Raw genomic sequence first — 26,699 nt, 5'->3', positions numbered from 1 at the left:
AGAAGCTGTAGTGGTTCGTCTGTTCACCTCCGAATCGGTGACCGAAGGTCACCCGGACAAGATCTGCGATCAGATCAGCGATGCGATCCTGGACGCGATGCTCGCGGAGGACCCTCGTTCGCGGGTTGCCGTGGAGACCATGGTCACCACCGGTCTGGTGCACGTGGCAGGTGAGGTCACCACGAACAGCTACGTGCCGATCGCGCAACTGGTGCGGGACACCATCGTGCGGGTCGGGTACGACTCGTCGCTGAAGGGCTTCGACGGGCACACCTGCGGCGTCTCGATCTCGATCGGCACCCAGAGCTCGGACATCGCCCAGGGTGTCGACTCGGCCCACGAGCACCGCGCAGAAGGTGGCACCGACGCGCTCGACAGCCAGGGCGCCGGCGACCAGGGCCTGATGTTCGGGTACGCGTGCGACGACACGGCAGAGTTGATGCCGCTGCCGATCTTCGTGGCGCACCGGTTGTCCGAGCGGCTCACGGCGGTGCGCAAGGACGGAACGCTGCCCTATCTTCGCCCGGACGGCAAGACGCAAGTCACCATCTCCTACGAGGGCGAACGGGCAGTCGCGCTGGACACCGTCGTGTTGTCCACCCAGCACGCCGAGGACATCTCGCTGGACGGGATGCTCGCGCCGGACATCGACGAGCACGTCATCCGCCCGGTCCTGGAAGAGCTGGCAGCAGCGGGTAACCCGCTGGACACCTCCTCCTACCGCAAGCTGATCAACCCCACCGGCCAGTTCATCATCGGTGGACCGATGGGTGATGCCGGTCTGACGGGCCGCAAGATCATCGTGGACACCTACGGCGGAATGGCCCGCCACGGTGGTGGCGCGTTCTCGGGTAAGGACCCCTCCAAGGTCGACCGATCCGCGGCGTATGCCATGCGGTGGGTTGCCAAGAACGTCGTCGCGGCCGGCCTCGCGACGCGTTGCGAGGTGCAGGTCGCCTATGCGATCGGCAAGGCCCAGCCGGTCGGGCTCTACGTGGAGACGTTCGGTACCGAAACCGTGCCGCTGGAGAACATCCAGCGGGCAATCTCGCAGGTCTTCGACCTGCGGCCCGCCGCGATCGTCGCCGAACTGGATCTGCTACGCCCGATCTACCAGCCGACGGCCGCCTACGGTCACTTCGGCCGCACGAGTGCCCCGGGTGTGCAGAACGCTTTCACCTGGGAGCGCACCGACCGCGTCGAGGCGCTGCAGAAGGCCGTCCGTACGTAGGCAGCTGGTCGTGTCGCAGGTCGCGCGTATAACTGACCAGATGATGCCGACAACCGAGGTAACCCGCCCGGTCGCGCTGGTCGCGGTCGATATCGGGCTCGCGCATCTGGACCGGCCCTTCGAATACGCCGTTCCGGCCGAGCTGGACCTCGTCGCGCAGCCCGGCGTGCGGGTCAAGGTCCGCTTCGCCGGCAAGGACGTCTCCGGGTTCGTACTGGATCGCACGGCACAGGCCGAACATCTCGGCAAGCTGACCGCGATCCGCAAGGTGGTGTCGCCCGAGCCCGTCCTCACCCCACCGCTGGCCCGGCTGTGCCGTGCGGTGGCGGACCGCTACGCGGGTACCTTCAGCGATGTCGTGCGCCTCGCCGTGCCCGCTCGACATGCCGGGGCCGAGAAGGCCCTCGACGCACGGGCAGCGGAAGCAGGGCAAGCAGGAGAAGCACAGGCGACGCAGCCCGCTGGCGAGGGACCTACCGCGTGGGACCGGTATCCCGCAGGACCGGCATTCCTGCGCCGGCTGGCTGCGGGTGAGGGGCCGGCCGCATCCTGGCTGGCCGCTCCGACCACCGATCCGCAACAGGACTGGCCTGCAGCGTTCGCGGCCGCAGCACGCGCCACCCTGCAGGGTGGACGATCTGCAGTTCTGATCGTTCCCGACCACCGCGACGTCGACCGGGTCGATGCCGCGCTCACCGAACTGCTCGGCGCCGGTCGCCACGTCCGACTCACCGCTGACCAGGGCCCGCAGGCCCGCTACACCGCTTATCTCAAACTGCTGCGGGGCCATGTCAGGTGCGTGGTCGGCACCCGGGCGGCGGCCTTCGCGCCCGTGGTCGACCTCGGTCTGGTCGCCTGGTGGGACGACGGTGACGATCTGCTGACCGACCTGCGGGCGCCCTACCCGCAGGTACGCGAGGTGCTGCGTCTGCGAGCCGAACAGACCGGTGCAGCGCTGCTCTCGGGGGGATTCACCCGGTCGGTCGTCATGCAGCAGTGGGTTGCCCATGGCGCGGTGGTCTCCGTCCAGGCGGTGACCCGTCGCGGCGAGCTGCCCGCAGTGGTGGTCGCAGGTGGCGAACGAGAGGTCGAACGCTCCGGCGCCGCCGCTCGGGCGCATCTGCCGACCGAAGCCTGGCGCTTCGCCCACGAAGCCCTGACGCGTGGTCCGGTTCTGGTGCAGGTGCCGTTCCGGGGATACCTCCCGTCGCTACGGTGCGAGATGTGCCGGGACCCGGCGAGGTGCTCCCGCTGTCACGGGCCTCTCGCGCTGCCGGGTCCGGGACGTCCTGCGCAATGCCGCTGGTGCGGTGTCGCAGCCGATCCGTTCGATTGCCCGAACTGTCATTCGCATCGACTCCGCGCGGTCGTGATCGGAGCGACGCGAACTGCGGAGGAACTGGGCCGGGCCTTTCCAGGGGTCCCGGTCCTGCGATCCAGCGCCACCGACGTCATCGACAGGGTGGGCGAGGGTCCCGCGCTGGTGATTGCCACGCCGGGCGCCGAGCCGGTAGCGGACGGCGGATACTGTGCGACCTTGCTGCTGGATGGCTGGGCACTGATCGACCGGCCCGTCCTGTCTGCCGGTCAGGAGGCGTTGCGCCGCTGGTGTACAGCCGCTGCCCTCACGCGATCACGCGATGACCACGGCGTGGTGGTCCTGTGCGGGATCCCTGATGCAGATCCGCTGCCGGTCGTGCAAGCGCTGGTTCGATGGGCGCCCGCCTGGTTGGCGGAGCGCGAACTCACCGAACGTGCCGAGTTGGCCCTACCGCCGACGGTGTGGATGGCCGGTCTGACCGGGGACGCCGCCGCCGTTGCGGCACTCGACGAGCTCGTGGGTGGCGCTGGTGGCGCTGGTGGTGGCGCAGCTGACGGTGTCGGTGTGGAGCGCATCGGTCCTCTGGTGCACATCGGGCGGGACCGCGAACCGCGTGAGCGGCTCCTGCTGCGCGTGCCGCTGAGTCAGGGGCCGCAGGCAGCGGCGGCCCTGCATGCCGCTCGAGCCGTCCGCAGTGCACGAAAGGATCCCGGCAGCGTGAGTGTGCACGTCGACCCGGCGGGCGATCTGCTCTGATCCGGCCACTGCCGCACGCGGTTAGGCTTGCGTCACCATGAGTTCGAACCTTCCGGAGTCCGGCGGATCCGCCCTGCCCGCAGCAGTGCGACCCGTAAGCCCAGCGAGCCCCGATGTCGCACCCTCACCAGTCGTTGCGGTCGTCTTCGACCTCGGCAACGTGCTGATCGACTGGGACGCTCGCGCGGCGATCAGCGCCGGTGTCGGTGAACCACGGGCGTCGGCTTTCCTCGCCGATGAGTCTTTCGACTTCTACAGTTGGAATGCCCTGCAGGACGCCGGGCGTGAGTGGGCCGACGGCGAAGCACAGGCCGTCAACACGCATCCGCACTACCGCGCGGAGATCCTGGCCTACCGCGCCAACTTCGCCGCGTCGATGATCGGCCCCATCGAACCGACCGTGGCTGTCCTCCGTGAATTGGCCGATGCAGGCGTGCCACTCTTCGGGCTGACCAACTGGTCCCATGAGCTCTTCCCGGTTGCCCGCGAACACTTTGATTTTCTGCACCTCTTCGAGGACATCGTGGTCTCCGGGGAGGAGGGCGTCGCCAAACCGGACCCGGAGATCTTCGAGATCCTCGCCGAACGCATCGAGCACCTGGGCCCCCTGGATGAAACCGTGTTCATCGACGACCGGTTGGACAACGTGCAGGCTGCCGTGCGCGCCGGGATGGATGCCATCCACTACACCGGTGCCGAGGATCTACGCACTGATCTGCTGCTGCGCGCTCTGCCGGTCAGCAACCCGTTCGGGCAGGAGTTCTGACATGTCGGTAACCCCGATCCGGTTGTACGGCGATCCGGTGTTGCGGACACCCGCAGCCGTTGTGACCGTCTTCGACCGCGAATTGCAGACACTGGTCGCCGACCTCACCGAGACAATGATGCACGCGCCGGGGGCAGGTTTGGCGGCCCCCCAGATCGGTGTCGGGCTGCGGGTCTTCACCTATTACGTTGACAGTCAGCTGGGACACATCGTCAACCCCCAACTGGCGCTGTCCACGCAGTTGCAGTGCGGCCCCGAGGGGTGCCTGTCGATCCCCGACATGGTGTTCGACACCACCCGGTCGCTGCGCGCGGTCGCGACCGGCTTCGACATGCACGGCGAACCGGTCACGGTCGAGGGCAGCGACATGCTGGCGCGCTGTATGCAGCACGAGACCGACCACCTGGACGGCATCCTCTTCGTGGATCGGCTGGACGGGCCGGCGCGGCGCGCCGCGCTGAAAGCCATCCGCAGTGCTGAATGGGCGGGGCTACCCGGTCCGATCGTGCGCGACAGCCCGCACGCGACCTACGGGCGAGCGCTCTGATGCGCGTGGTCTTCGCCGGCACGCCAGCGGTGGCGGTGCCCGCGCTGCGCGCTGTGCTCGGCTCCGCGCACGAGGTCATCGCCGTGGTCACGCGACCGGATGCACCTGCCGGGCGGGGTCGTTCGGTGCGGCGTTCACCCGTCGGTGCCGTCGCTGACGAACTCGGCATACCGGTACTGATGCCGGACCGCCCACGGGATGCAGACTTCCGCGAGCAACTGACGCAGCTGGCCCCCGACGTCTGTCCCGTCGTGGCCTACGGCGCTCTGATTCCTGGGTCGGTGCTGCAGATCCCGCGGATCGGGTGGGTCAACCTGCACTTCTCGCTGCTGCCGGCCTGGCGCGGTGCCGCGCCGGTACAGCACGCGATCATGCATGGTGACCAGGTCACCGGAGCGACGACCTTCCTGCTCGATGAGGGTATGGATACCGGGCCGATCCTCGGCACCATGACGCAGACCATCTCCGATCACGACACCAGCGGCGCGCTGCTGGACCGGCTGGCCGAGGGTGGCGGCGGCCTGCTGGTCGCCACGTTGGACGCGTTGGCGCAGGGTGAACTGACACCCACGGCACAACCCGGCGAAGGAGTCTCACTCGCTCCGAAGATCAGCGTCGAGGACGCCCGGGTGCGATGGCATGAGCCGGCGTTCGCCGTCGACCGACGGGTACGTGGTGTTACCCCGTCGCCGGGCGCGTGGACGCTCTTTCGCGATCAGCGCCTCAAGCTGGGCCCCGTCACGATGGTGGACGTCGATCAGCAGGGCGGCGGTACACCGGGGGTCCTGACCGTTGAGAAGAGCGGGGTGCAGGTGCAGACCGGTGCGGGGCGGGTGCTCCTGGGATCGGTTCAGCCCCAGGGCAGGAAGGCGATGGCCGCCGCCGACTGGGCGCGTGGATCACGGATCGAGCAGGGCGAGGTCTTCGGGTGAGCATGCAGGGCGACGACAACAAGAGTGACGACGGCTACCGCGATGCGCGCGGCAGGCAGCGCCCCGCGGTGCGGCGGCGCAGCGACGACGACCGGCAGGACAACGGCGGGCCGGGTGCAGGCCGCCGTGGTGGCCGATCGACCCAACGTCCTTCCGATCGTCGCCGGTCGGGGGACCCTGCACGGTTCGTCGCCTGGCAGGTGACCCGTGATGTCGCTGAGGGTGCCTACGCGAACCTGATCCTGCCGAAACTGCTGCGCGAGCACGACCTGCACGGCCGGGATGCCGGCTTCGCGACCGAGTTGACCTACGGCGCGATCCGGATGCGCGGACTCTACGACCCGATCATCGAACGCGCCGCCGGTCGGCCCGTCGCAAAGATCGACCCGCCGGTGTTGGACACGTTGCGGTTGGGCGTGCATCAGCTGCTGGGCATGCGGGTCCCCGCGCATGCCGCCGCCTCCGAGACCGTGGCCCTCGCCCGCGAGGTCAACGGTGCCGGGGCCGCCGGTTTCGTCAACGCCGTCCTGCGTCGGGTCAGTGAGCGCACCCGCGAGGACTGGATTACCGAGGTGACCACCGGCGAAGGGCCGTTGGAACGGCTGTCCGTCGAGCACTCCCATCCGCTCTGGGCGGTACGCGCGATGCGGGCCGCACTGTTGGAGCGCGGCACTGCGACCGAAGCGGATATCGAAGAGCAGCTGCTCGCGTTGCTGCGGGCCGACAACGCCGCGCCGCTGGTGTCGCTGGTGGCCCGGCCCGGTCTGGCGAGCGTGCAGGAGCTGGTGGACGCGGGAGCCAAACCCTCACGTCTGTCCCGGGTCGGCGCAGTGCTGGACGGTGGCGATCCTGCGTCGATCGAGGCTGTCCGGCGGATGCGGGCCGCCGTGCAGGATGAAGGTTCACAGCTGCTCACGCTGGCACTGGCGCAGCCGGATCTGGTGACATTGCGGACGCATGAGGAATGGCTGGATCTGTGCGCCGGGCCGGGCGGAAAGACTGCGTTGCTGGCGAACCTCGCGGCCGAGCAGGGCGCCACCGTCTTCGCGAACGAGGTCAGCGAGCACCGCACCACGCTGGTCCGGCAGTCGCTGCGCGCGACGCTGGAGGCCGGTATCGAGGTAATGATCGGCACCGGTGACGGACGTGATCTGGGGAAGGAGGAACCGGACACCTACGAGCGGGTCCTTGCCGATGTGCCGTGTACCGGCCTGGGTGCGCTACGGCGTCGACCGGAGGCGCGCTGGCGACGGACACCTTCGGATGTGGCGCCCCTGGTCGTTCTGCAACGCGAATTGCTCGAGTCAGCTATTGCCGCGACCCGGCCGGGCGGCGTGGTGGGGTATTCCACCTGCAGCCCGCATCTCGCCGAGACCTCCCAACTGGTCGCCTCAGTAGTTGCAGACAACGCTGTGGTGCTGGAAGATGCCCGGCCGCTCTTCCGCGACGCCGCCGGCGCCCCGATCCCTGACCTGGGCAACGGGCCTGACGTGCAGCTGTGGCCGCACATCCACGGCACGGATGCCATGTATTTCGCCTTGCTGCGTAAGGCCGACCCGCCCCGCCTGACCAGCTGAGAACAAGGAGTACCTCGTGCAGATCTCACCGAGCATCCTGTCCGCCGATTTCGCCAACCTGCAGAGCGAGCTCGCCCGCATCGAAACGGCCGACTGGGCGCATGTAGATGTGATGGACGGGCATTTCGTACCGAACCTGACACTGGGGGCTGCGGTCGTCGAAGCATTGGCGAAGGTGAGCCCCATCCCGCTGGACTGCCATCTGATGATCGAGGACCCGGATCGTTGGGCGCCGGACTATGCAGAAGCCGGCGCGGGCAGCGTGACATTTCACATCGAGGCCGCCTCGGACCCGGTGAGACTGGCACGCGCGATCCGGTCGGCCGGGGCTCGGGCGAGTATGGCGATCAAGCCGGGCACGCGTTTCGAGCCCTATGAGGAACTGCTCGATGAGCTCGACATGGTGCTGGTGATGACCGTGGAGCCCGGATTCGGTGGCCAGTCCTTCATGGTCGATCAGCTGACGAAGGTGCGTGCGGTGCGGGAGGCCGTGCGCCGGCGCGGTGGTGAGATCTGGGTGCAGGTCGACGGCGGCGTATCGCTGGAGACCATCGGTCAGTGTGCCGAGGCAGGTGCGGACGTCTTCGTTGCCGGTTCGGCGGTCTACGGTGCCGACAGCGCAGCCGACGCTATCCACCGCCTGCGCGAGATGGCGCTCACCGGCGGTACCGACCTGATGCTGCGGTAGCATTTGAACCGAACGTGCTCCGGGGTCGGTGTAATTCCGAACCGGCGGTGACAGTCCGCGACCCGGTCCAGCTTTTCCCAGTGGATCGGTTGACCTGGTGGAACTCCGGGACCGACGGTGAAAGTCCGGATGGTAGGCAGCACGTGACTCGCTCAGGCGGGTCGGCGACGTCTCGTCGCGGTTACGGGTGACCCCTGAAGGGTCTCTCGGACCGCTCCCACTTGGCGCGCCATCTCCCGGAGCCCGTGCCCGACCGGCCGGCTATCAGGAGCGAGATGGACACCCGATCCACCGATGAGCGCTTCATCAGGGATGCCCTGGACCTGGCAGGCCGTGGTCCGGAAGTCGACCCGAATCCACGCGTCGGCTGCGTTCTGGTGGCGTCCGGGGACATTGTCGGCAGCGGGTGGCACCGGGGTGCCGGCTCACCCCATGCCGAGGTCGCGGCGCTCGAGGCCGCCGGGGACCGGGCGTGCGGCAGCACGGCGTACGTCTCACTGGAGCCCTGCGCGCACACCGGCCGCACCGGGCCCTGCGCGCAGGCCCTGATCGACGCAGGCGTGGCGCGGGTGGTGTTCGCCCAGTCCGACCCCAACCCCGCGGCGCGCGGTGGCGGAGCGGCGCTCGAGCGGGCCGGTGTACGCGTCGAGGCAGGCGTCCTGGCCGGCGAAGCCAGCATGCTGAACGAGTACTGGACCTTCGCGGTGACCCACGGGCGACCTTTCCTCACCTGGAAGTTCGCCGCGACGCTGGATGGTCGAAGCGCTGCTGTGGACGGGAGCAGCCAGTGGATCACCGGCCCGACTGCCCGCGCCGACGTCCATCTGCTGCGAGCCGGCGTCGGGGCGATCGTCGTCGGCACCGGCACCGTTCTGGCCGATGACCCGCAACTGACGGTGCGCACGCCGACGACCCCTGACCTGATGCCGTTGCGTGTCGTCGTGGGCGGGCGAGCGGTGCCCGACGCCGCTCGGGTGCTCGATGATTCCGCGCCGACAATTCAGCTGCGGCGCCATGATCCCGGCGCGGTACTCGCCGAGCTGCACCGTCGTCAGATTCGGCACGTGCTCCTGGAGGGCGGCCCGACACTGGGTGCGGCATTCCTGACGGCGGGCCTGGTGGACGAGGTGGTGTGTTACCTCGCGCCGATGCTGCTCGGCGACGGGCACCCCGCCGTAGGCCCACTCGGCATCGAGAGCATCGGCGGCGCAGCATCATTCCAACTGCATGACGTCACCCGCATCGGCAACGACGTTCGACTGAAAATGCGCCCCGGGTGCAGTGCTATCCCGACCAGCGACATCCCGACCAGCGACATCCCACAGGAGGAGACCTGATGTTCACCGGCATCGTGGAGGAACTCGGCTCGTTGGAGTCGATCGAGCACGGCAAGGATTCGGCCGTGTTGCGCATCGCAGGGGACGTCGTGCTGTCGGATGCCCGACATGGCGCGTCGATCTGCGTCAACGGGGTCTGTCTGACCGTCGTCGAACACGACGCCCACAGTTTTACCGTCGATGTGATGGCCGAGACGTTGCGTCGCTCCAGCCTGGCAGCGGTAGCGCCGGGCGACCCGGTCAATCTGGAACGGGCCATGCCCGTCGACGGCCGTTTCGGCGGCCACATCGTGCAGGGCCATGTCGATGGCACTGCCGCCGTCCTGGGCCGCGAACCGGGCGAGCGGTGGACGGTGATCCGCATCGAACTGCCCGCCGCGCTGGCGAGGTACGTGGTCGAGAAGGGTTCGATCACCGTGGACGGGGTCTCGCTCACGGTCGCATCGGTCAGCGCGACCAATTTCACCGTCTCGCTCATCCCCACCACCTTGGACCTGACGACCCTGGGGGCGCGCGCACTCGGCGAACGCGTCAACCTCGAGGTGGATGTGCTGGCCAAGTACGCCGAGCGGCTCCTGCACCTCGGGCCGAACAGCTGCGACACGGGCGCCACGGAAGCAGACAACAGATGAGCATCGTCGACATCTACGACGCGTACATCACCATCGGGGGACACCAGATCACCTGGCGGGAGATCGTCGGCAACCTGTTCGGCATCGGTTCGGCACTCGGTGGGATGCGGCGCAAGATCTGGGCATGGCCGGTCGGGATCCTCGGTAACGCGCTGCTGCTCACCGTGTTCTTCGCGGTGGGATTCACCGGACACGGCGGTCAGGTGCTCTTCGGGCAGGCCGGCCGACAGGTGTTCTTCATCCTGACGTCGGTCTACGGCTGGTGGGCCTGGCGGCAGACCCGACGCACCAGGACCGCAGATGCCCCAGCGGTGGACCCGCGCTGGGCGACCGCAGTCGAACGCGCGGCGTACGTCGTGGCCTGGGCCGCCGGTGTCGTGCTGTGCTGGTGGATCTTCACCATGATCGGGGCCGGCTTCCCCGCGCCCTGGTGGTACTACTGGGCCGACTCGTGGATCTTCGTCGGATCGATGATGGCGACCTTCGCGATGGCGCGCGGTTGGAACGACTTCTGGTTGATGTGGCTGGCGGTCGACCTGGTCGGGGTGCCGGAGCTGATCAAGTTCCAGTACTACCCCTCCGCCGTGCTGTACGCCGTCTATGCAGGCTTTGTGATCTGGGGCTTCTTCGTCTGGCTGAAGGTCTCGCGCAGTAGCGGGCGCGACGCACTGGTGCTCGAACCGACCGGGAGTATCTGAGATGCCACTGGCAACCATCGACGAGGCCCTCGCGCAGCTTGCCCTCGGGCGTCCGGTGCTGGTCGCCGACGACGCCGACCGGGAGAACGAGGTCGACCTGGTGATGGCCGGGTCGCTGGTCACCGAACAGTGGATGGGGTGGGCGATCCGGCACGGCTCGGGCGTCATCTGTGCGCCACTGCCGGGTGAGATCGCCGACCGGCTGGCGCTACCGGCGATGGTGGCGGACAACCAGGACCCCAAAGGGACTGCCTACACCGTCTCGGTGGACGCGGCCGGCTCGGTCACCACCGGCATCAGTGCTGCGGACCGCACGGCAACTCTGCGTGCGCTCGCCGACCCCGGTGCCCTGGCGACCGACCTGACACGACCGGGCCACGTGTTCCCGCTACGGGCCCGGTCCGGGGGTGTGCTGACCCGCGCCGGTCACACCGAGGCGGCGGTGGATCTGTGCCGGTTGGCCGGGTTGCCCCCCGTCGGGATGATCGTGGAGTTGGTGCACGATGACGGTTCGATGATGCGCCTCGCGGACGGTATGGCTCTTGCCGGGCGTACCGGTCTGACGGTCATCACGATCGCGGACCTGGTGGCATGGCGCAGATCCCGTGACCGGGTGTCGGCGCGTGCGCACAGCGTGCTCCCCACGGAGCACGGGGTCTTTGCGGTCACGGCGTATGCGGATCTCGTCACCGGCGCGGACCATCTGGCGTTGGTCAGTCCCGCCGGGATGGGCAGCGACGAAGAAGCGCTCGAGGACAGCGACCACCAGGCAGCGGTCCTAGTACGGGTCCATTCCGAGTGCCTCACCGGCGACGTCTTCGGTTCGCGGCGCTGCGACTGCGGACCCCAGCTGCAGGCCTCGATGCAGGCCGTGGCCCGCGACGGTGGTGTGGTGATCTATCTGCGTGGGCACGAGGGTCGCGGAGTGGGTCTGATCGACAAGTTACGTGCATACGCGCTGCAGGACAATGGTTTCGACACGGTCGATGCGCAAACCGAACTCGGTCTGCCCGTCGACGCCCGCGAATACGATGCGGCCGCGGCGATCCTGCAGGACCTGGGAGTGCAGCGCGTCCGGTTGCTCACCAACAACCCTCGTAAGGCAGCTGCGTTGGCCGAGCTGGGCATCGAGGTGGTCGCCTCGGTACCGCTGCACGTGGGTCGCACCCCGGAGAACGAGCGGTACCTGCGTACCAAACGCGAACGCCTCGGCCATACCCCGCCCACCACGAGCACTGAAGGAGTCCTGACATGAGCGGACCCGGCGCCCCCACTCTGCACGTCGATGCCCGTGGATTACGGGTGGCGGTCATCGCCGCGTCCTGGCACACCCGGATCATGGACGGGCTGGTGGACGGTGCTTTCCGCGGTCTGGCCGACGCGGGAGTGAGCCATGGCGATATCGACCTGATCCGGGTTCCCGGCAGCTTCGAGCTGACCGTGGCGTGTGCGCGACTCGCGCCGTCCTACGACGCTCTGGTCGCCCTCGGCGTCGTCATCCGCGGGGGTACCCCGCACTTCGACTATGTGTGTCAGGCGGCCGCCCTGGGACTCACCCAGGTCGGTGCGAGCACCGGTGTTCCGATCGGGTTCGGGCTGCTCACCTGTGACGACGAGCAGCAGGCGCTGGATCGCGCCGGGCTGCCGGAATCCATCGAGGACAAGGGTCATGAGGCGGCAACCGCCGCGGTCGCGACCGCCGTCACTCTGCGGGCGGTATCCAGGCCCGCGCGCACCGCCACGTAATCTGGTCTGCTGTGAAGACGTTCGAGAGCCTCTGGGCTGAGCTGTCCGAGAAAGCACGGGTCCGCCCCGCCGATTCGGGCACCATCGCCGAACTGGACAGTGGTGTGCACGGCATCGGCAAGAAGATCGTGGAGGAGGCCGCCGAAGTGTGGATGGCGGCCGAATACGAGGGCAACACCGCGACTGCGGAGGAGATCAGCCAACTGCTGTACCACCTGCAGGTACTGATGCTGGAGCGCGGGATCAGCCTGGACGACGTCTACGCCCACCTGTGAAATAGCCGGACAACCCCACGCCGACAACCCCCACGCCGACAAACCCCACGCTGACAACCTCACGAAGGACCACCGATGCTCAGAGTCGCGATGCCCAACAAGGGTGCGTTGGCCGAACCTGCCGCGGCCATCCTGCGGGAGGCCGGATACCGCGGACGGCGTGATGCCAAGGAACTGGTCATCCTCGACCCCGACAACGATGTCGAACTGTTCTTCCTGCGCCCCCGTGACATCGCCGTCTACGTCGGGCAGGGCACCCTGGATGTCGGGCTGACCGGTCGCGACCTACTGCTGGATTCGGCCAGTTCCGCCACCGAATGTCTGGCGCTCGGTTTCGGTGCATCGACCTTCCGGTACGCGGGGTTGCCGGGCGGACCCGATCACGTCTCGCAATTGCACGGTCGGCGCGTTGCCACGAGCTTTCCGGGGTTGGTGCGCGCCGACCTGGCCCGGCACGGGGTCCAGGCAAGCGTCGTACGCCTGGACGGCGCGGTGGAGACGGCCGTGACGCTCGGCGTGGCCGATGTGATCGCGGACGTGGTCGAGACCGGGTCCACCCTGCGCAACGCGGGTCTGGAGGTCTTCGGCGAGCCGATCCTGCAGAGCGAGGCCGTGCTCGTGCAGCGCGCGGATGCCGAGTCCAACCCGATGTTGTCCGTCTTCGTGCGCCGCCTGCAGGGCGTGCTGACTGCGCAGCGGTATGTCATGGTCGACTACGACATCCGGCGCGAACTCGTGGAGCAGGCCTGCGCGGTCACCCCGGGGTTGGAGAGTCCGACGGTGTCCCCGTTGCGCGATGACCAGTACGTCGCGGTACGGGTGATGGTGCCGCGGAAGGTGACCAACACCGTGATGGACGAGCTGTACGAGCTCGGTGCCCGCGCCATCCTGGTGACCGAGATTGCGGCGTGCCGGCTATGAGCGGCGCAGGCACCGGGACACCGTACGACGTCTTCCGCCCACACCGTTCGCGGATCGTCGCGGTCGTTTCGGCGGTCGCGTGTGTGGTGGTGTTCACGCTGGTGGCCTTCACCGTGCCGCGTGGCGGGGTGAGCGGCTGGGCCGGCGCCGACTCGACCATGCTGGTTCTCTTCGGGGTGGTGGTCGCGTTGATCCTCATGCGGTACGCGCAGGTCCGGGCGGTGCCCACCACGGAAGGTGTGCAGGTACGCAACCTGATGTCAACGCGCACCGTGGCCTGGACCGAGGTGGTCAATGTGCAATTCGGCGGTGGCACCCCGTGGCTGGTCCTGGAGCTGGATGACACCGAGCATCTCGCTGTGATGGCCATCCAGCGCTCGGACGGTGAGCGCGCCGACGCCGAGGCCGGCCGAATGGCCGCGCTCGTCCAGGTGCACTCCACCGTCGAACGCAGCTGAGTCGCAACGACTGAACCGAGCTCGCTGACGGCAGTGGGCTCACGCGGTGTCGATGCGCAGGTGGGCGTGTTCCATCGTGCCGTCAGCTGCGAAAAGGACAGCCTCCTGGTCGGCCCAGTGTTGCCAGTGACCGTCGAAACCACCCTGGGTGCCGGCCGTGCGCGCGTCGGCGCGCTCGCGGCGGACGTCGACAGGTGCGTCTACCCATACCCGCACATCTGCGTACGGCGACGCCGGCCCGGCGCTCGATCCGACCCCTTCGACGACCAGGTACCGGTGTCTGCGCACGATCACCGTCTCCGCGCCGGCCTGCGCAACCCAGTCGTACCGCTCGTACCACGCCCGTTCGCCATGTGACATCGGCCCGAGCACCTTGTCCGCGACCAGCCGTACACCGTCGGCCAAGCCGTCCCAGCCGGGGTACAGATCGTCCATCGCGACGACGGGCGCGTCGTCGAGCAGTTCGGCGGTCAACGCCGCCAGGCTTGTCTTGCCGGCGCAGGCGGGTCCGTCGATGGCAATGACAACGGGCCGGACCACATCCTCCTGCTCCACCATTTCGCAGGCGGATCGCGCCCACGCGGCGACGGCGTTGGCGCCGGCCAACGACGACTGGTCCGGGCCCAGCGCGTGATCGTCGGTCGGGGTGTCCATGGGGCTCACCGTAGGCTGCTACCCGTGACATTCCTGCGTGCAGCCCTGCCGAAGGCCTCGTCTTGAGCGTCGCGATCCGGGTCATCCCGTGCCTCGACGTCGACGCCGGACGGGTCGTCAAGGGCGTCAACTTCGAGAACCTGCGCGACGCCGGCGACCCGGTCGAACTGGCCCGCCGGTACGACGCACAGGGAGCCGACGAGCTGACCTTCCTGGACGTCACCGCGAGTTCCGGCGACCGCGCGACGACCTACGACGTGGTGGGCCGGACCGCCGAGCAGGTGTTCATCCCCTTGACGGTCGGCGGCGGAGTGCGCGGCGTCGACGACGTGGACCGGCTGCTGCGCAGCGGCGCCGACAAGGTCGGCATCAATACCGGAGCCATTGCCCGCCCGCAGGTCATCGCCGAGATCGCGGACCGCTTCGGTGCCCAGGTGCTGGTCCTGTCCGCCGATGTGCGTCGCGCTCCCGACGGACACTTCGAGGTCACCACACATGGCGGTCGACAGTCGGCAGGGATCGAGGCCGTCCAGTGGTGCGCCGAGGCTGCCCGGCTCGGGGCCGGGGAAATCCTGTTGAACTCGATGGACACCGACGGCACCAGGGACGGATTCGACCTGGAGCTCATTGCTGCAGTGCGCGCAGAAGTGACGGTCCCGCTGATTGCGAGCGGTGGTGCTGGATGTCCCGGGCACTTCGTGGACGCGGTGCGCGCCGGTGCGGATGCGGTGCTGGCGGCCTCGGTCTTCCACTTCGGCCAGTTCACCATTGCCGACGTCAAGGCAGCCCTGAGCGAAGCGGGATACCCCGTCCGCTAGACCGCGAGATCCCTGAAAGTTGTGTGAACGGGTGCGCTCTATGGAGCGCACCCGTTCACACAACTCCTACGACTCTGGTCACACGCCGCGCGACGCGCCCTGGTAGGCCGCCACGTCGGCGTCCGATCCTTCGAACTCGACCTGGGCGACGGTGTCGCGACCGAAGATCGACAGGAAGATCTCGCCCGGCTCACCGGTCAGCACGACGCTGCCGTGACCGTCCTTGGGCTTCTTCAGCGAACGACGGCCGACGCCGGGGGAATTCGCGACCACTCCCACGCGGACGGTGCGCAACGCCAACCGGCCGATCTGCGGCAGTGCCGACCAGAGGGCCTTCGACAACTGTGGGGACGGAACGCGACGTTCCCACCCGGGTGCCCCACGCAGCACATCCTCGTGGTGCACGAAGAACTCGCCGGTATTGGTGGCGTCGTCGATCTTGGCGATCGCGGCAGGGTGCCAGCGCGGCGGGCCGGTGCGGATCTGCTCCAGCAGAGCGTTCCAGTCGCCCTCGGCCATCCCCTTCTGAATGCGTGCGGTCCGGCCCGCCAGTGCGGGAAGTACCGCGCCCAGGGCAGCGTCCGGGCGACGTTCACGCAGCACCAGGTGCGCTGCGAGATCGCGGGTGAGCCAGTCCCCACACAGCGTCGGAGCATCCGGTCCGATGGCGAGCATGGTCGATACGAGGGCGGCACGTTCCTGCTGGGCGATGTTCTGCATGCGTCCATACTGGTACATATGTCTTCGACCGATGCACCTTCCACGACGCGGTCGTTCGGTCCGGTGCTACGCATCGTGGGTACGGGCTTCCGCAGGCAGCCACGCGCGTTGGCCGTGTCGGTGGTGGGATCGGTCCTCTACGGCGTGATGACGGTGTTCACCGCCCGGGTGATCGGTCACCTGATCAGCAGCGTCGTGACACCCGCTGTGCAGGCGGGACGGGTGACCGCCGGCCAGGTGTGGACCATCGTGTGGCAACTCGGAATCGTGGTGCTGCTGATCGCGGTCGGCGTCGTGCTGCGCCGGGTCGGAGCCGGGGTGGCCTATTACAACCTCAACGCCGATTACCGCCGCCAGGTCACCCGGCAGTACCTGCGGTTGCCACTGTCCTGGCATCACCGCCACCCTTCGGGTCAGCTGCTCTCGAACGCGAATGCCGATGTGGAGGCTGCGTGGGGGATTTTCCAGCCGTTGCCGCTGGCCCTCGGCGTCGTGGTGATGCTGATCGTCGGTGTTACCGAGATGCTGCGGATCGACATCTGGCTCGGGCTGATAGGCCTGCTGGTGTTTCCGACGCTGTTCGTGGTCAACACGGTCTTCCGGGCCATGGTCTCGCCCCGGGCGACCAGGGCTCAGCAGCTACGTGGGGAGGTCAGCGAGGTCGCCCACGAGAGCATCGAGGCCGCGCTCGTGGTGAAATCCATGGGCCGCGAGGACCAGGAGACGCAGCGGTTCGCCGAGCGGACCAACGAGCTGCGCGGCGCCGCGATCGAGGTCGGTCGGGTGATGGGCATCTTCGACCCGGTCATCGACGCCATCCCCACCCTCGGCACCCTCGCGGTGCTCGCAGTCGGTACGGCGAGGGTGCAGTCCGGAGACCTCAGCGCCGCCGATGTCGTACAGGTCGCGTACCTGTTCTCCCTGCTTGCCTTCCCGGTGCGCTCGATCGGGTGGGTACTCGGCAACCTGCCCATCACCCTGGTCGGATGGCGCCGGGTAGACACGGTGCTGTCCGCTCAAGGGTCGATGCAGTACGGGCGCAAAGACCTTCCCTCCGACGGATCCGGCGCACTCGCAATGGGCCATATCGACTTCTCCTACGAGGTCGGTGGGCACGCGAACCTCTCAGGGCAGGCAGAGCAGAAGCCCACCACCCGGGTACAGGTGCTGCATGACGTCACGCTCGATCTGCCGGCTGGTTCGCTGACCGCGGTGGTGGGCCCGACCGGCTCGGGCAAATCCACTTTGACCAACGTCGCCCTCCGACTCGTCGACCCGAGCTCCGGGGTGGTGCTCATCGACGGGATCCACCTGACCGACGTCCGTCGGCACGGGATCAGCGCGGCAGCGACCCTGGTCTCGCAGGACACCTTCCTCTTCGACGACACCGTGCTGGGCAACATCACCCTCGGTGGCGGGTACGACGACGCAGATGTGCAGCGGGCGTTGCGGGTCGCGCAGGCCGACGGGTTCGTCGGTGAGCTCACCGACGGCCTCTATACCCGCGTCGGCGAACGCGGCGCCACCCTGTCCGGTGGGCAACGTCAGCGGATTGCCCTGGCCCGCGCTGTGATCCGCTCCCCTCACCTGCTCGTACTCGATGACGCCACCTCGGCGGTGGATCCCACAGTGGAGGTCGCAATCCTGGACGGACTACGCGCCGACGCAGCGCAACGCGGAAGCAACAGCACCACCCTGGTGGTGGCCTACCGGCTGTCCACCATCTGCCTCGCGGACGCAGTCGTCTACGTCGAACGCGGCCGGGTGGTCGACACCGGCACCCACCTGGAGCTGATGCAGCGGTGTACTCCGTACGCACACATCGTCAGCGCGTACGCCGACGACGTCGAGCACCGAGCCGAACTCGCCGACCGGGCCAAGCTGGTCGACCGCGCCAAGATGGCCGAGGCGGAATCGAACGAAGCCGATCTGGAGTTGGACCTGTTCGACGAGACGGCGCATCAGCGATGAGCGCCGCCCCCACGAAGGCCGCCACCGGTGCTGCAGTCCCTGACGCCCGGACAGCAGGCGTCGGTGATACCGATCACCTGAGCACCTGGAGCATCCTCAAGCGCGGCCTCGCTATCTCCCCGGAGCTGGGCCGCGGCGCCCCGATCACTCTTGGGCTGGCGCTGCTCGCCACGCTCGGGCAGGTACTCGTGCCGGTCGCGGTGCAGCAGACCACCGACAAGGGGATCCTGGCGAAGGGCGGGCCCGACGTGGGGTTGGTGCTGCGTTTCGTGCTGCTGGTGGCGGTTGCCGTCGTAGTGACCAGCTTCGCGTCGTACGCGGTCAACCTGCGACTTTTCCGGTCCTCCGAGAGTGGCCTGGCGACGTTGCGGATCACCGGTTTCCGACGCATCCACGATCTGTCGATGCTCACCCAGAGCTCCGAACGGCGCGGCTCACTGGTGTCGCGGGTGACCAGTGACGTGGATCAGATCTCCAAGTTCGTGCAGTCCAGCGGTCTGACCTTGATCGTCTCCAGCGCACAGATCCTCATCGCGAGTGCGCTGATGCTCTTCTACAGTCCTGAGCTCACCGGGGTGGTGTGGCTCTGCTTCATCCCGTTGTTCATCCTGCTGCGCCGCTTCCAGGCGGTCGTCGGCCGCGCCTATCTTGCGGTTCGCGAGCGGGTCGGCGACATGCTCGGCGCGATCTCCGAATCGGTGGTCGGGGCAACGACCATCCGCGCGTACGGGGTCGAGGACCGGACGGCGGAGCGGGTCGACGTTGCGGTCGAGGCGCACCGCCTGTCTGCCATCAACGCCCAGGTCCGCACGGTCAGCGCCTTCGTCACCGGACAGCTGGTCGCCGGCATCACCACCATCTCCTCCTTGGCGGTGGGTACGGTGCTCGCGGCGCACGGGCGACTCTCGTTGGGTGAGTTGGTGGCTTTTCTCTTCCTGGTCAATTTGTTCACCCAGCCGGTGCAGACCGCGACCGAGAACCTCAACGAGCTGCAGAATGCGGTCGCTGGATGGCGTCGGGTGATCGGGTTGATCGACACGCCCGCCGATGTGCCCGATCCCGGCGCCGGCGGAGTCGACCTGCCCGCTGGTCCGGTACGGGTACAGCTGCGCGGTATCGACTTCGCCTACCCCGGCGGCCCGCAGGTGCTGCACGGCATCGACCTGGATCTTGCGCCCGGCTCTCGGGTGGCGATCGTGGGGGAGACCGGCTCCGGCAAGACCACGATCGGCAAGTTGCTCACCCGACTGATGGATCCGGTGAGTGGCACCGTGTTGCTCAACGGGGTCGACGTACGTCGAATCCGTTTCCCCTCGTTGCGGTCCCGTGTGGTGCTCGTTCCGCAGGAGGGCTTCTTGTTCGATGCCCCACTGGTCGACAATGTGCGTTTCGCGCGACCGGAGATCACCGACGCGCAGGTTGGCGAGGCATTCCGGATCCTCGGCCTGGGTGACTGGCTCGCCGGGCTGCCCGCCGGGCTCGCGACAGCGGTGGGTCAACGCGGTGAGTCGTTGTCTGCCGGCGAACGTCAGCTCGTCGCGTTGGTGCGGGCCTACCTGGCCGGCCCGGATCTGCTGCTCCTGGATGAGGCGACCTCCGCAGTGGACCCCGCGACCGAGGTCGCGATCCAACGTGCCCTGGAGAGCCTCTCGCGCGGTCGCACCTCGATTGCGATCGCGCACCGGTTGTCCACCGCCGAAGCCGCCGACGAGGTGGTCGTCGTCGATCGTGGGCGGGTGGTGCAGCGTGGACCGCATGCCGAGCTGGTCACGCAGGCCGGGAGCGTCTATGCCCGGATGCATGCGTCGTGGACGGCCCAGCAGTCCCGCTGAACCCATCTCACGATTTGGACATGCTCAACGGGGCACATGTGCCCCGTTGAGCATGTCCAAAAAGCGGGACGACGGTCGATTCGGCGAGGTCCGGACCGCAACGGCACAATGGCGGGGTGTCTGCAACCCCCCTCGCCACTGCTGACCTGTTGGCTTCTCTCAAACGCGACGACCACGGACTGGTGGCGGCAATCGTCCAACAGCACGACACCGGCGAGGTGCTCATGCTGGGCTGGATGGACGACGAGGCATTGCGTCGCACCCTGGCGCAGGGACGGGTGACGTTCTGGTCGCGCAGCCGGGGCGAATACTGGCGCAAGGGCGACACCTCCGGCCACGTCCAGTACCTGCAGTCTGCTGCTCTGGACTGCGATGGTGACGCGCTGCTGTTGCGGGTCGAGCAGGTCGGCGCGGCGTGCCACACCGGCGAACGCAGCTGCTTCCACCGCTTGGTCGCCGGAGATCCGCGATGAACATCACCGGGCTGCATGCCGAGACCCCGTTCGGGCAGGACTGGCCCTCGCTGGAGGTGTTCACCGAGCTGGCCCGCGACCGTCGGGTGATCCCCGTCGTACGACGTCTGCTCGCCGACGCCGAGACCCCTCTCGGGGTCTATCGCAAGTTGGCGCGCGATGAACCGGGCACCTTCCTGCTGGAGTCCGCCGAGCACGGCGGGGTTTGGTCGCGCTATTCCATCGTCGGGGTCGCCAGTCGCGCCACCCTCACCGAGCGCGATGGCCAGGCGCACTGGATCGGGTCACCCCCGGTGGGGGTACCGACAGCAGGCGATCCGGCACGGGCACTCACGGAGACGCTGGCAGAGTTGGCGACCCCGCGAATCCCCGGTCTGCCGCCGTTGACCGGTGGGATGGTCGGCGTGGTGACCTACGACGCCGTGCGCCGGTTCGAGGCGTTGCCCGATACGGGTCGCGACCAGCTCGGGCTGCCCGAGATCAGCATGATGCTGGCCACCGACCTGGCGGTCCTGGACCACAGTGACGGGTCGATCCTGTTGATCGCCAACGCCGTCAACTACGACAGCCGCCCCGAGGGTGTCGAGCGGTCCTACTTCGATGCGGTGGCCCGGGTCGAGCGGATGCAGGCGGATCTGACCAGACCTGCCCGCAGTGCGGTGTCGGCGCCCGAGGTGCTCGAGCGCGAGCCGGTCAGCACCCATACGCGCGGGCAGTACCACGACATGGTCGAGCAGGCCAAGGAAGCGATCCGCGCCGGTGAGGCCTTCCAGATCGTGGTCTCCCAACGGTTCAGCGTTCCGTGCACGGCCGACGCACTCGACGTCTACCGGGCATTGCGCGCCAGCAACCCGAGTCCCTACATGTATCTGCTGCGGGTGCCGCTGGCCGACGGCTCGACCTACGACATCGTCGGGTCGAGTCCGGAGGCTCTGGTGAAGGTCGAAGGGCAACGCGTCACCACCCACCCGATTGCCGGTTCCAGACCGCGCGGCAAGACCCCCGAGGACGATCAGCGACTCAGTAGTGAACTCGTCGCCGACCCCAAGGAGCGCGCCGAACACCTGATGCTGGTCGACCTGTCGCGCAATGATCTGCAGCGGGTGTGCGCGCCGGGCAGCGTCGAGACCGTCCAGTTCATGCAGACCCGCTTCTACAGCCACATCATGCACCTGGAATCGACCGTCGTCGGCCAGTTGCGCTCGGGGTTGACCGCGTACGACGTACTGGTCGCGACCTTCCCTGCCGGCACTCTGTCCGGCGCCCCCAAACCCCGCGCGATGGCGCTGATCGACCGATACGAGGGTATTCGGCGGGGTGTCTACGGCGGCGTCGTGGGATACCTGGACTTCGCAGGGGATGCCGATCTGGCGATCGCCATCCGCACCGCGGTCATCAAGGACGGCGTCGCGTACGTACAGGCCGGTGCCGGCATCGTGGCCGATTCAGTGCCGGAGAGTGAGTATCAGGAGACCTGGAACAAGGCCAGGGCTGCGCTACGCGCCGTGGCGATGGCGCAGGGCATGCGGGGGGTGTCATGACCAGCAAACGGTCCGTCTTCTTCCTCGGACTGGTCGCGGTGCTGCTGCTGTTGCTGGCAGCCAGCAGAACATGGGTGCACGGAAATATCGCCGACGCGGTGCTGGAGCAGTCGAAGGTGGCGATCGGTGGCTCCGGTGCGGCGCCCTTGGTTCCGGCGGGCGCATTGATGGGGGCGGCGGCCGTCATCGCCTTGTTGACAGCGGGTCGGATCGCCCGCCTGATCGCAACGTTCGCCACCGCGCTGGCGGGAGTGCTGGCCATGATCGGCGCACTCCTGGTCGTCAACGACCCGGCAGCGGTGGTGCGTGCCCGTGCTGCGACGTCCACCGGTCGCACCGGCGAAGCCGTGGTGAACGGCTCGCTGACCTTCTGGCCGTGGGTCGCAGTTCTCGGTGCGGCCGTGCTGGTCGCCGTCGCGATCCAGGCCGGAATCGGGGGTCGGCGGTGGAACGGTTTGTCCAGCAGGTACGACGCCCCGACGGCGAAGGTCGCCCAGACCTCGGCGTGGGACCGGCTCAGCGCCGGCGAGGATCCGACCGTCGATGACCCACGGGACGATGGGGCTCACTCAGCCTGACAGAATGTCCTACGGTCACCGGTGCCGCGCGGTCCTGCGCAGCATGAGGGGCACTGATTTAAAAGGAGCACGATCGATGGCCGAGGAACACGAAAACCACGGGCACAGTGTCGCGGCCTGGAGCATGGTCGGTCTGCTCATCGTGGCGTCCCTGCTGATCTCGCTGGGGGTGGGCTTCGACCAGACCTGGCTGGATATCGCCGGGGCGATCCTCGTGGTGATCGCCATCGTGGTGGGCAAAGGGCTCAGCGCTGCGGGTTTCGGCGCACCCGCCCTGAAGGCGCCGGGCGAGCAGGACACCCGCGACCTACCGACCCAGGCCCAGACCGGAGTGCACTGACCTACGTGGGCACCGTTCTGGACGACATCATCTCCGGGGTCCGCGAGGACCTGGCGACGCGTCGACGTGACACCGACCTCAGCGAGTTGTCGCGGGTCGCAGCGCAGCTGCCTCCCGCACTGGACGCGCAGAGCGCGCTGGGCGGCACTGGGTCTGTTGCGTTGATCGCCGAAGTCAAACGACGCAGCCCCAGCAAGGGCGAGTTGGCTGATATCCCGGACCCCGCCGACCTGGCTGCGGCCTACGAGGCCGGTGGCGCGAGCGTCATCTCGGTACTGACCGAACAACGCCGCTTCGGGGGGTCGCTCGCCGATCTGGACGCTGTCCGAGCCCGGGTCGCCGTGCCCGTACTGCGTAAAGACTTCATGGTGGACCCCTACCAGGTCACCGAGGCACGCGCGCACGGAGCGGATCTGATCCTGCTGATCGTCGCTGCCCTGGACGACACCCTGATGCGCGATCTGTACCAGCAGGCGGGCGACCTCGGCATGACGGCGCTGGTAGAGGTGCACAACGAGGTGGAACTGACTCGGGCGGTGGATCTGGGTGCAGCTGTGATCGGGATCAACGCCCGGAATCTGAAGACACTGGACGTCGACCCGCACGCGTTCGCGCGCCTGGCGCCACTGCTACCCACCGACCGCATCAAGGTCGCCGAGAGTGGTATTGCCACCGGTTCCGACGTACGCGTGATAGCTGCTGCAGGTGCCGACGCAATGCTGGTCGGCGAGGCACTGGTGATCGGTGGATCGCCCCGTGAGACCGCACAAATTTTAATCGACGCAGGCCGTGAGGTGCCCGTATGACCACTCTTTCACCGCAACCCGTCAACAAGACCGCTCCTGCACCCGGCCTGGGCCGGTTCGGGGCGTTCGGTGGCCGGTATGTTCCCGAGGCTCTGGTCGCGGCGCTGGAGGAATTGGATGAATGCCGGACCACGGCAATGGCCGACCCGGCCTTCATCGGCGAACTCACCGAGCTGCACCGCTCCTACACGGGGCGGCCGAGCATTCTGACGAGTGTTCCGCGGTTCGCGCAGCACTGTGGGGGAGCGCGGGTGATCCTCAAACGGGAGGACCTCAACCACACCGGCTCGCACAAGATCAACAATGTGCTGGGTCAGGCGTTGCTCGCCCGTCGGATGGGTAAGACGCGCGTGATCGCCGAGACCGGCGCGGGGCAGCACGGTGTCGCGACGGCGACGGCGGCCGCGCTGCTGGGGTTGGAGTGCATTGTCTACATGGGCAAGGTCGATACAGAGCGGCAGGCGCTGAACGTCGCGCGCATGCGGCTCCTCGGTGCGCAGGTCGTGCCGGTCGAGCACGGTTCGCGGACCCTCAAGGATGCAGTGAACGAGGCGTTCCGCGACTGGGTGGCCAACGTCGACGGCACGCATTACGTGCTCGGCACCGTGACCGGTCCGTATCCGTTCCCCGAGATGGTCCGCGACTTCCACCGCATCATCGGCGTCGAGGCACGCGCTCAGATGCTCGATGAACACGGCCGCCTTCCGGACGCCGTGCTGGCCTGTGTCGGCGGTGGCTCCAACGCGATGGGTATCTTCCATCGCTTCATCGACGACGCCGACGTACGACTGGTGGGTCTGGAAGGTGGCGGCGCGGGCGTTGCCTCTGGTCGGCATGCATCGCGATTCAGCGGTCAGGCACAGCCGGGCGTGCTGCACGGCGCCTACACCTACGTCCTGCAGGACGAGGACGGCCAGACCGTCGATTCGCACTCGGTCTCGGCCGGCCTGGACTACCCCAGCATCGGACCCGAGCACGCCTTCCTACGCGACAGCGGGCGGGCCGAATACCGCGCGGTCACCGACGTGGACGCGATGGAGGCCTTCCGGCTGCTGTCCCAGACCGAGGGCATCATTCCGGCGATCGAGAGCGCCCATGCGTTGGCGGGCGCCATGCAGGTGGGCCGCGAACTGGGCCCCGAGGGTGTGATCCTGGTCAATCTCTCGGGCCGGGGTGACAAGGACGTGCAGACCGCGGCCTCCTGGTTCGGGTTGATCGATGATGACGCGACGACACCGTCGGCGGATTCGCCGCGGCCCGCAGACGTAGATGCCGCCACGGGTGGCGGGGAGAGTGAATCGTGACCGGTGTCAGTGAAGTGCTCGCACGCACCCGGCAGGAGGGGCGGGCGGCTCTGATCGGCTACCTCCCCGTGGGGTTCCCCACTGTCGAGGGATCGATCGAGGCCATGGTGGCCATGGCAGATGCCGGCGCCGATATCGTCGAGGTGGGTCTGCCCTACACCGACCCGTTGATGGACGGCCCGGTCATCCAGTCTGCCGCGACACGGGCGCTGGAGAACGGCGTCCGGGTCAGCGATGTCTTCCAGGCAGCGTGGGCGATCACCGATGCAGGCAGTGCGGCAGTCGTGATGACCTATTGGAATCCGGTGCTGCGGTACGGCGTGTCGCAGTTCGCCGCGTCGCTGCGTGACAGCGGAGCCAGCGGCCTCATCACCCCCGACCTGGTCCCCGACGAGGCCGGCGACTGGATTGCTGCGAGCGACGAGTACGACCTGGACCGGATCTTCCTGGTTGCGCCCAGTTCGACGCCGCAACGGTTGGCGAGCACGACGGCGGCCACCAGAGGCTTCGTGTACGCGGCGTCGCTGATGGGCGTCACCGGCGCCCGCGCCACCGTCGGTGACCAGGCTCAGGTGCTGGTCGAGCGCACCCGCGCGGTCACCGACCTGCCCATCTGCGTGGGTCTGGGGGTCTCCACCCCTGACCAGGCCGCCCAAGTCGCCCAGTTCGCGGACGGTGTCATCGTGGGATCGGCATTGGTTCGTCAGTTGCTGGACGCAGACACCGCCGCGGCGGGTCTGGCGGACCTGCGGACCCTGACCGGTCAGTTGGCTGACGGCGTCCGTCGTTCGTGAACAGCTACCTGCCCAGCCCGACGCACGGGGTGTGGTGGATCGGCCCGCTGCCCATTCGCGGGTACGCACTGTGCATTCTGGCCGGAATCTTCGCTGCGGTATGGGTTGCGGGGCGCCGGATCATCCCGCGCGGTGGCAAGGTCGACGACATCTACACGGTGGCGTGGTGGGCCGTCCCGTTCGGCATCGTGGGCGGGCGGCTCTACAACGTCATCACCTCACCCGGCCCATACTTCGGTAAGGGCGGTCACCCGCTGGACGCGTTCGCCATCTGGCAGGGCGGGCTGGGCATCTGGGGAGCCGTCGCACTCGGCGCGGTCGGCGGTCTGATCGGGGCCCGCAAGGCCGGCATCTCTTTCCTGGACTTCGCCGATGCGGCCGTACCGGGCATCCTGCTGGCGCAGGCAATGGGTCGGTGGGGCAATTACTTCAACAACGAGTTGTACGGCGGACTGACCAACCTGCCGTGGAAACTGCAGATCTACGAGTGGGACTCGGCGCGCGGTCATGCGGTCTACAACGGCGGGAAGGCCGTCGTCCTCGGCTACTACCAGCCGACCTTCCTGTACGAATCGATCTGGGTACTGCTCGTCGCTATTGCGATCCTGGTGATCGACCGCCGCGTCCTGCTGGGCCGGGGGCGCGCAACAGCGTTGTACATCATGGGTTATCCGATGGGGCGCATCGTCTTCGAGCTGATGCGTACCGACCCGGCGAACTACATCCTGGGTGAGCGGGTCAACGTCTGGGTGTCCATCCTGGTCTTCCTGGGCGGTGCGGTGCTGTTCGTGATGATGGGACGGCGCCACCCTGACGGCATCCGGGAAGGTCTCGCGTCTCCGGCGGGCACGGCGGGCACGGTGAGTACCGCAGACGGCGTTGGCGACGCTCCGGAACAGGGCGGCGACGCCCCCTCCACCGTCTCGAAGGGTGAGACGGGCAAGTCCACCTTGTGAACTTCGGCGGGGCACCGTTAGTCTGAT

28 protein-coding genes and 1 riboswitch are annotated in these 26,699 nt (G+C 67.9%); of the genes, 26 read left to right on the top strand and 2 right to left on the bottom strand.

Annotated features, from left to right (window positions below):
* Positions 1-10 precede the first annotated feature (10 nt).
* From metK to V3G39_12415, 15 genes are all read left to right on the top strand, one after another.
* Positions 11-1,231 (top strand): methionine adenosyltransferase, encoded by a 1,221-nt coding sequence (gene metK, locus V3G39_12485; GenBank protein ID XAS75471.1) that lies wholly within the window; start codon positions 11-13, stop codon positions 1,229-1,231.
* Between the two features lie 40 nt (positions 1,232-1,271).
* The gene (locus V3G39_12480) at positions 1,272-3,308 is read left to right on the top strand and encodes a primosome assembly protein PriA (GenBank protein ID XAS75470.1); all 2,037 of its coding nucleotides are present in this window, start codon (positions 1,272-1,274) and stop codon (positions 3,306-3,308) included.
* A 37-nt stretch (positions 3,309-3,345) separates the two neighbouring features.
* Complete coding sequence (locus tag V3G39_12475; protein XAS75469.1) at positions 3,346-4,074, top strand: HAD family phosphatase; 729 nt, start codon at positions 3,346-3,348, stop codon at positions 4,072-4,074.
* A gap of 1 nt (position 4,075) precedes the next feature.
* The gene (gene def / locus V3G39_12470; protein XAS75468.1) at positions 4,076-4,621 is read left to right on the top strand and encodes a peptide deformylase; all 546 of its coding nucleotides are present in this window, start codon (positions 4,076-4,078) and stop codon (positions 4,619-4,621) included.
* On the top strand, positions 4,621-5,553 hold the full coding sequence (fmt, locus tag V3G39_12465; protein XAS75467.1) for a methionyl-tRNA formyltransferase: 933 nt from the start codon (positions 4,621-4,623) through the stop codon (positions 5,551-5,553). The genes def and fmt overlap by 1 nt, the downstream gene beginning before the upstream one ends.
* A 2-nt stretch (positions 5,554-5,555) precedes the next feature.
* Positions 5,556-7,130, top strand: coding sequence for a transcription antitermination factor NusB (locus V3G39_12460; GenBank protein XAS78236.1), 1,575 nt, complete (start codon positions 5,556-5,558; stop codon positions 7,128-7,130).
* A 16-nt stretch (positions 7,131-7,146) separates the two neighbouring features.
* Positions 7,147-7,818 (top strand): ribulose-phosphate 3-epimerase, encoded by a 672-nt coding sequence (gene rpe / locus V3G39_12455; GenBank protein XAS75466.1) that lies wholly within the window; start codon positions 7,147-7,149, stop codon positions 7,816-7,818.
* Positions 7,819-7,828: 10 nt separating this feature from the next.
* Positions 7,829-7,965, top strand: a riboswitch (FMN riboswitch).
* A 128-nt stretch (positions 7,966-8,093) separates the two neighbouring features.
* A complete protein-coding gene (gene ribD / locus V3G39_12450; GenBank protein ID XAS75465.1) occupies positions 8,094-9,155 on the top strand; it encodes a bifunctional diaminohydroxyphosphoribosylaminopyrimidine deaminase/5-amino-6-(5-phosphoribosylamino)uracil reductase RibD in 1,062 nt (353 codons plus the stop codon).
* On the top strand, positions 9,155-9,787 hold the full coding sequence (locus tag V3G39_12445) for a riboflavin synthase (GenBank protein XAS75464.1): 633 nt from the start codon (positions 9,155-9,157) through the stop codon (positions 9,785-9,787). The genes ribD and V3G39_12445 overlap by 1 nt, the downstream gene beginning before the upstream one ends.
* Entirely contained in the window at positions 9,784-10,485 is a 702-nt protein-coding gene (locus V3G39_12440) for a nicotinamide mononucleotide transporter family protein (GenBank protein XAS75463.1), read from the top strand. The genes V3G39_12445 and V3G39_12440 overlap by 4 nt, the downstream gene beginning before the upstream one ends.
* A gap of 1 nt (position 10,486) precedes the next feature.
* On the top strand, positions 10,487-11,740 hold the full coding sequence (ribA, locus tag V3G39_12435; protein ID XAS75462.1) for a GTP cyclohydrolase II: 1,254 nt from the start codon (positions 10,487-10,489) through the stop codon (positions 11,738-11,740).
* Positions 11,737-12,231 carry a 6,7-dimethyl-8-ribityllumazine synthase gene (ribH, locus tag V3G39_12430; protein ID XAS75461.1) on the top strand — a complete coding sequence of 165 codons (495 nt, stop codon included), beginning with the start codon at positions 11,737-11,739 and terminating at the stop codon, positions 12,229-12,231. Before ribA ends, ribH begins: the two co-directional genes overlap by 4 nt.
* Before the next feature lie 11 nt (positions 12,232-12,242).
* Positions 12,243-12,506, top strand: a complete 264-nt coding sequence (locus V3G39_12425) for a phosphoribosyl-ATP diphosphatase (protein XAS75460.1) — start codon at positions 12,243-12,245, stop codon at positions 12,504-12,506.
* Positions 12,507-12,581: 75 nt separating this feature from the next.
* Complete coding sequence (gene hisG, locus V3G39_12420; protein XAS75459.1) at positions 12,582-13,427, top strand: ATP phosphoribosyltransferase; 846 nt, start codon at positions 12,582-12,584, stop codon at positions 13,425-13,427.
* Positions 13,424-13,885: a PH domain-containing protein gene (locus V3G39_12415; protein XAS78235.1), complete on the top strand. Its 462-nt coding sequence runs from the start codon at positions 13,424-13,426 to the stop codon at positions 13,883-13,885. Before hisG ends, V3G39_12415 begins: the two co-directional genes overlap by 4 nt.
* Before the next feature lie 39 nt (positions 13,886-13,924).
* On the opposite strand, the gene V3G39_12410 is transcribed toward V3G39_12415, so the two are convergent.
* Entirely contained in the window at positions 13,925-14,539 is a 615-nt protein-coding gene (locus V3G39_12410; GenBank protein XAS75458.1) for a hypothetical protein, read from the bottom strand.
* A gap of 62 nt (positions 14,540-14,601) precedes the next feature.
* Between V3G39_12410 and hisF the strand changes: the two genes are divergently transcribed.
* The gene (hisF, locus tag V3G39_12405; GenBank protein ID XAS75457.1) at positions 14,602-15,357 is read left to right on the top strand and encodes an imidazole glycerol phosphate synthase subunit HisF; all 756 of its coding nucleotides are present in this window, start codon (positions 14,602-14,604) and stop codon (positions 15,355-15,357) included.
* A 78-nt stretch (positions 15,358-15,435) separates the two neighbouring features.
* Here hisF and V3G39_12400 read toward each other — a convergent pair whose 3' ends face one another.
* Positions 15,436-16,077 carry a TIGR03085 family metal-binding protein gene (locus tag V3G39_12400; GenBank protein ID XAS75456.1) on the bottom strand — a complete coding sequence of 214 codons (642 nt, stop codon included), beginning with the start codon at positions 16,075-16,077 and terminating at the stop codon, positions 15,436-15,438.
* 18 nt (positions 16,078-16,095) lie between these two features.
* On the opposite strand from V3G39_12400, the gene V3G39_12395 reads away from it, so the two are divergent.
* The 10 genes from V3G39_12395 (at position 16,096) to lgt (ending at position 26,672) form a co-directional block, all read left to right on the top strand.
* The gene (locus V3G39_12395; protein ID XAS75455.1) at positions 16,096-18,048 is read left to right on the top strand and encodes an ABC transporter ATP-binding protein; all 1,953 of its coding nucleotides are present in this window, start codon (positions 16,096-16,098) and stop codon (positions 18,046-18,048) included.
* Positions 18,045-19,880 carry an ABC transporter ATP-binding protein gene (locus V3G39_12390; GenBank protein XAS75454.1) on the top strand — a complete coding sequence of 612 codons (1,836 nt, stop codon included), beginning with the start codon at positions 18,045-18,047 and terminating at the stop codon, positions 19,878-19,880. Before V3G39_12395 ends, V3G39_12390 begins: the two co-directional genes overlap by 4 nt.
* A 116-nt stretch (positions 19,881-19,996) precedes the next feature.
* A complete protein-coding gene (gene hisI / locus V3G39_12385) occupies positions 19,997-20,353 on the top strand; it encodes a phosphoribosyl-AMP cyclohydrolase (protein XAS75453.1) in 357 nt (118 codons plus the stop codon).
* Positions 20,350-21,894, top strand: coding sequence for an anthranilate synthase component I (locus V3G39_12380; protein ID XAS75452.1), 1,545 nt, complete (start codon positions 20,350-20,352; stop codon positions 21,892-21,894). Before hisI ends, V3G39_12380 begins: the two co-directional genes overlap by 4 nt.
* A complete protein-coding gene (locus tag V3G39_12375; GenBank protein ID XAS75451.1) occupies positions 21,891-22,472 on the top strand; it encodes a Trp biosynthesis-associated membrane protein in 582 nt (193 codons plus the stop codon). The genes V3G39_12380 and V3G39_12375 overlap by 4 nt, the downstream gene beginning before the upstream one ends.
* 76 nt (positions 22,473-22,548) lie before the next feature.
* On the top strand, positions 22,549-22,812 hold the full coding sequence (locus V3G39_12370) for an HGxxPAAW family protein (GenBank protein ID XAS75450.1): 264 nt from the start codon (positions 22,549-22,551) through the stop codon (positions 22,810-22,812).
* 5 nt (positions 22,813-22,817) lie between these two features.
* Positions 22,818-23,618 carry an indole-3-glycerol phosphate synthase TrpC gene (gene trpC / locus V3G39_12365; protein XAS75449.1) on the top strand — a complete coding sequence of 267 codons (801 nt, stop codon included), beginning with the start codon at positions 22,818-22,820 and terminating at the stop codon, positions 23,616-23,618.
* A complete protein-coding gene (trpB, locus tag V3G39_12360; GenBank protein XAS75448.1) occupies positions 23,615-24,922 on the top strand; it encodes a tryptophan synthase subunit beta in 1,308 nt (435 codons plus the stop codon). The genes trpC and trpB overlap by 4 nt, the downstream gene beginning before the upstream one ends.
* Positions 24,916-25,716 carry a tryptophan synthase subunit alpha gene (gene trpA, locus V3G39_12355; GenBank protein ID XAS78234.1) on the top strand — a complete coding sequence of 267 codons (801 nt, stop codon included), beginning with the start codon at positions 24,916-24,918 and terminating at the stop codon, positions 25,714-25,716. Before trpB ends, trpA begins: the two co-directional genes overlap by 7 nt.
* Positions 25,713-26,672, top strand: coding sequence for a prolipoprotein diacylglyceryl transferase (lgt, locus tag V3G39_12350; protein ID XAS75447.1), 960 nt, complete (start codon positions 25,713-25,715; stop codon positions 26,670-26,672). Before trpA ends, lgt begins: the two co-directional genes overlap by 4 nt.
* The last annotated feature ends 27 nt before the right edge of the window (positions 26,673-26,699 follow it).

This window comes from Dermatophilaceae bacterium Sec6.4 (genome assembly GCA_039636865.1).
Taxonomy (GTDB): Bacteria; Actinomycetota; Actinomycetes; order Actinomycetales; family Dermatophilaceae; genus Allobranchiibius.
The sequence above is the reverse complement of the archived record's forward strand: the minus strand, read 5'-3'. Positions and strand labels throughout refer to the sequence as shown.

Bases quoted from the DNA above. Each gene is read 5' to 3' on its own strand.
- V3G39_12445 (XAS75464.1), top strand. From the start codon at position 9,155: ATGTTCACCGGCATCGTGGAGGAACTCGGCTCGTTGGAGTCGATCGAG.
- trpB (XAS75448.1), top strand. From the start codon at position 23,615: ATGACCACTCTTTCACCGCAACCCGTCAACAAGACCGCTCCTGCACCC.
- V3G39_12480 (XAS75470.1), top strand. From the start codon at position 1,272: ATGATGCCGACAACCGAGGTAACCCGCCCGGTCGCGCTGGTCGCGGTC.
- hisG (XAS75459.1), top strand. From the start codon at position 12,582: ATGCTCAGAGTCGCGATGCCCAACAAGGGTGCGTTGGCCGAACCTGCC.
- V3G39_12375 (XAS75451.1), top strand. From the start codon at position 21,891: ATGACCAGCAAACGGTCCGTCTTCTTCCTCGGACTGGTCGCGGTGCTG.
- V3G39_12460 (XAS78236.1), top strand. From the start codon at position 5,556: ATGCAGGGCGACGACAACAAGAGTGACGACGGCTACCGCGATGCGCGC.
- ribD (XAS75465.1), top strand. From the start codon at position 8,094: ATGGACACCCGATCCACCGATGAGCGCTTCATCAGGGATGCCCTGGAC.
- V3G39_12380 (XAS75452.1), top strand. From the start codon at position 20,350: ATGAACATCACCGGGCTGCATGCCGAGACCCCGTTCGGGCAGGACTGG.
- V3G39_12370 (XAS75450.1), top strand. From the start codon at position 22,549: ATGGCCGAGGAACACGAAAACCACGGGCACAGTGTCGCGGCCTGGAGC.
- V3G39_12440 (XAS75463.1), top strand. From the start codon at position 9,784: ATGAGCATCGTCGACATCTACGACGCGTACATCACCATCGGGGGACAC.
- V3G39_12400 (XAS75456.1), bottom strand. From the start codon at position 16,077: ATGCAGAACATCGCCCAGCAGGAACGTGCCGCCCTCGTATCGACCATG.
- ribH (XAS75461.1), top strand. From the start codon at position 11,737: ATGAGCGGACCCGGCGCCCCCACTCTGCACGTCGATGCCCGTGGATTA.
- V3G39_12395 (XAS75455.1), top strand. From the start codon at position 16,096: ATGTCTTCGACCGATGCACCTTCCACGACGCGGTCGTTCGGTCCGGTG.
- V3G39_12390 (XAS75454.1), top strand. From the start codon at position 18,045: ATGAGCGCCGCCCCCACGAAGGCCGCCACCGGTGCTGCAGTCCCTGAC.
- ribA (XAS75462.1), top strand. From the start codon at position 10,487: ATGCCACTGGCAACCATCGACGAGGCCCTCGCGCAGCTTGCCCTCGGG.
- fmt (XAS75467.1), top strand. From the start codon at position 4,621: ATGCGCGTGGTCTTCGCCGGCACGCCAGCGGTGGCGGTGCCCGCGCTG.
- V3G39_12475 (XAS75469.1), top strand. From the start codon at position 3,346: ATGAGTTCGAACCTTCCGGAGTCCGGCGGATCCGCCCTGCCCGCAGCA.
- def (XAS75468.1), top strand. From the start codon at position 4,076: ATGTCGGTAACCCCGATCCGGTTGTACGGCGATCCGGTGTTGCGGACA.
- V3G39_12410 (XAS75458.1), bottom strand. From the start codon at position 14,539: ATGGACACCCCGACCGACGATCACGCGCTGGGCCCGGACCAGTCGTCG.
- V3G39_12415 (XAS78235.1), top strand. From the start codon at position 13,424: ATGAGCGGCGCAGGCACCGGGACACCGTACGACGTCTTCCGCCCACAC.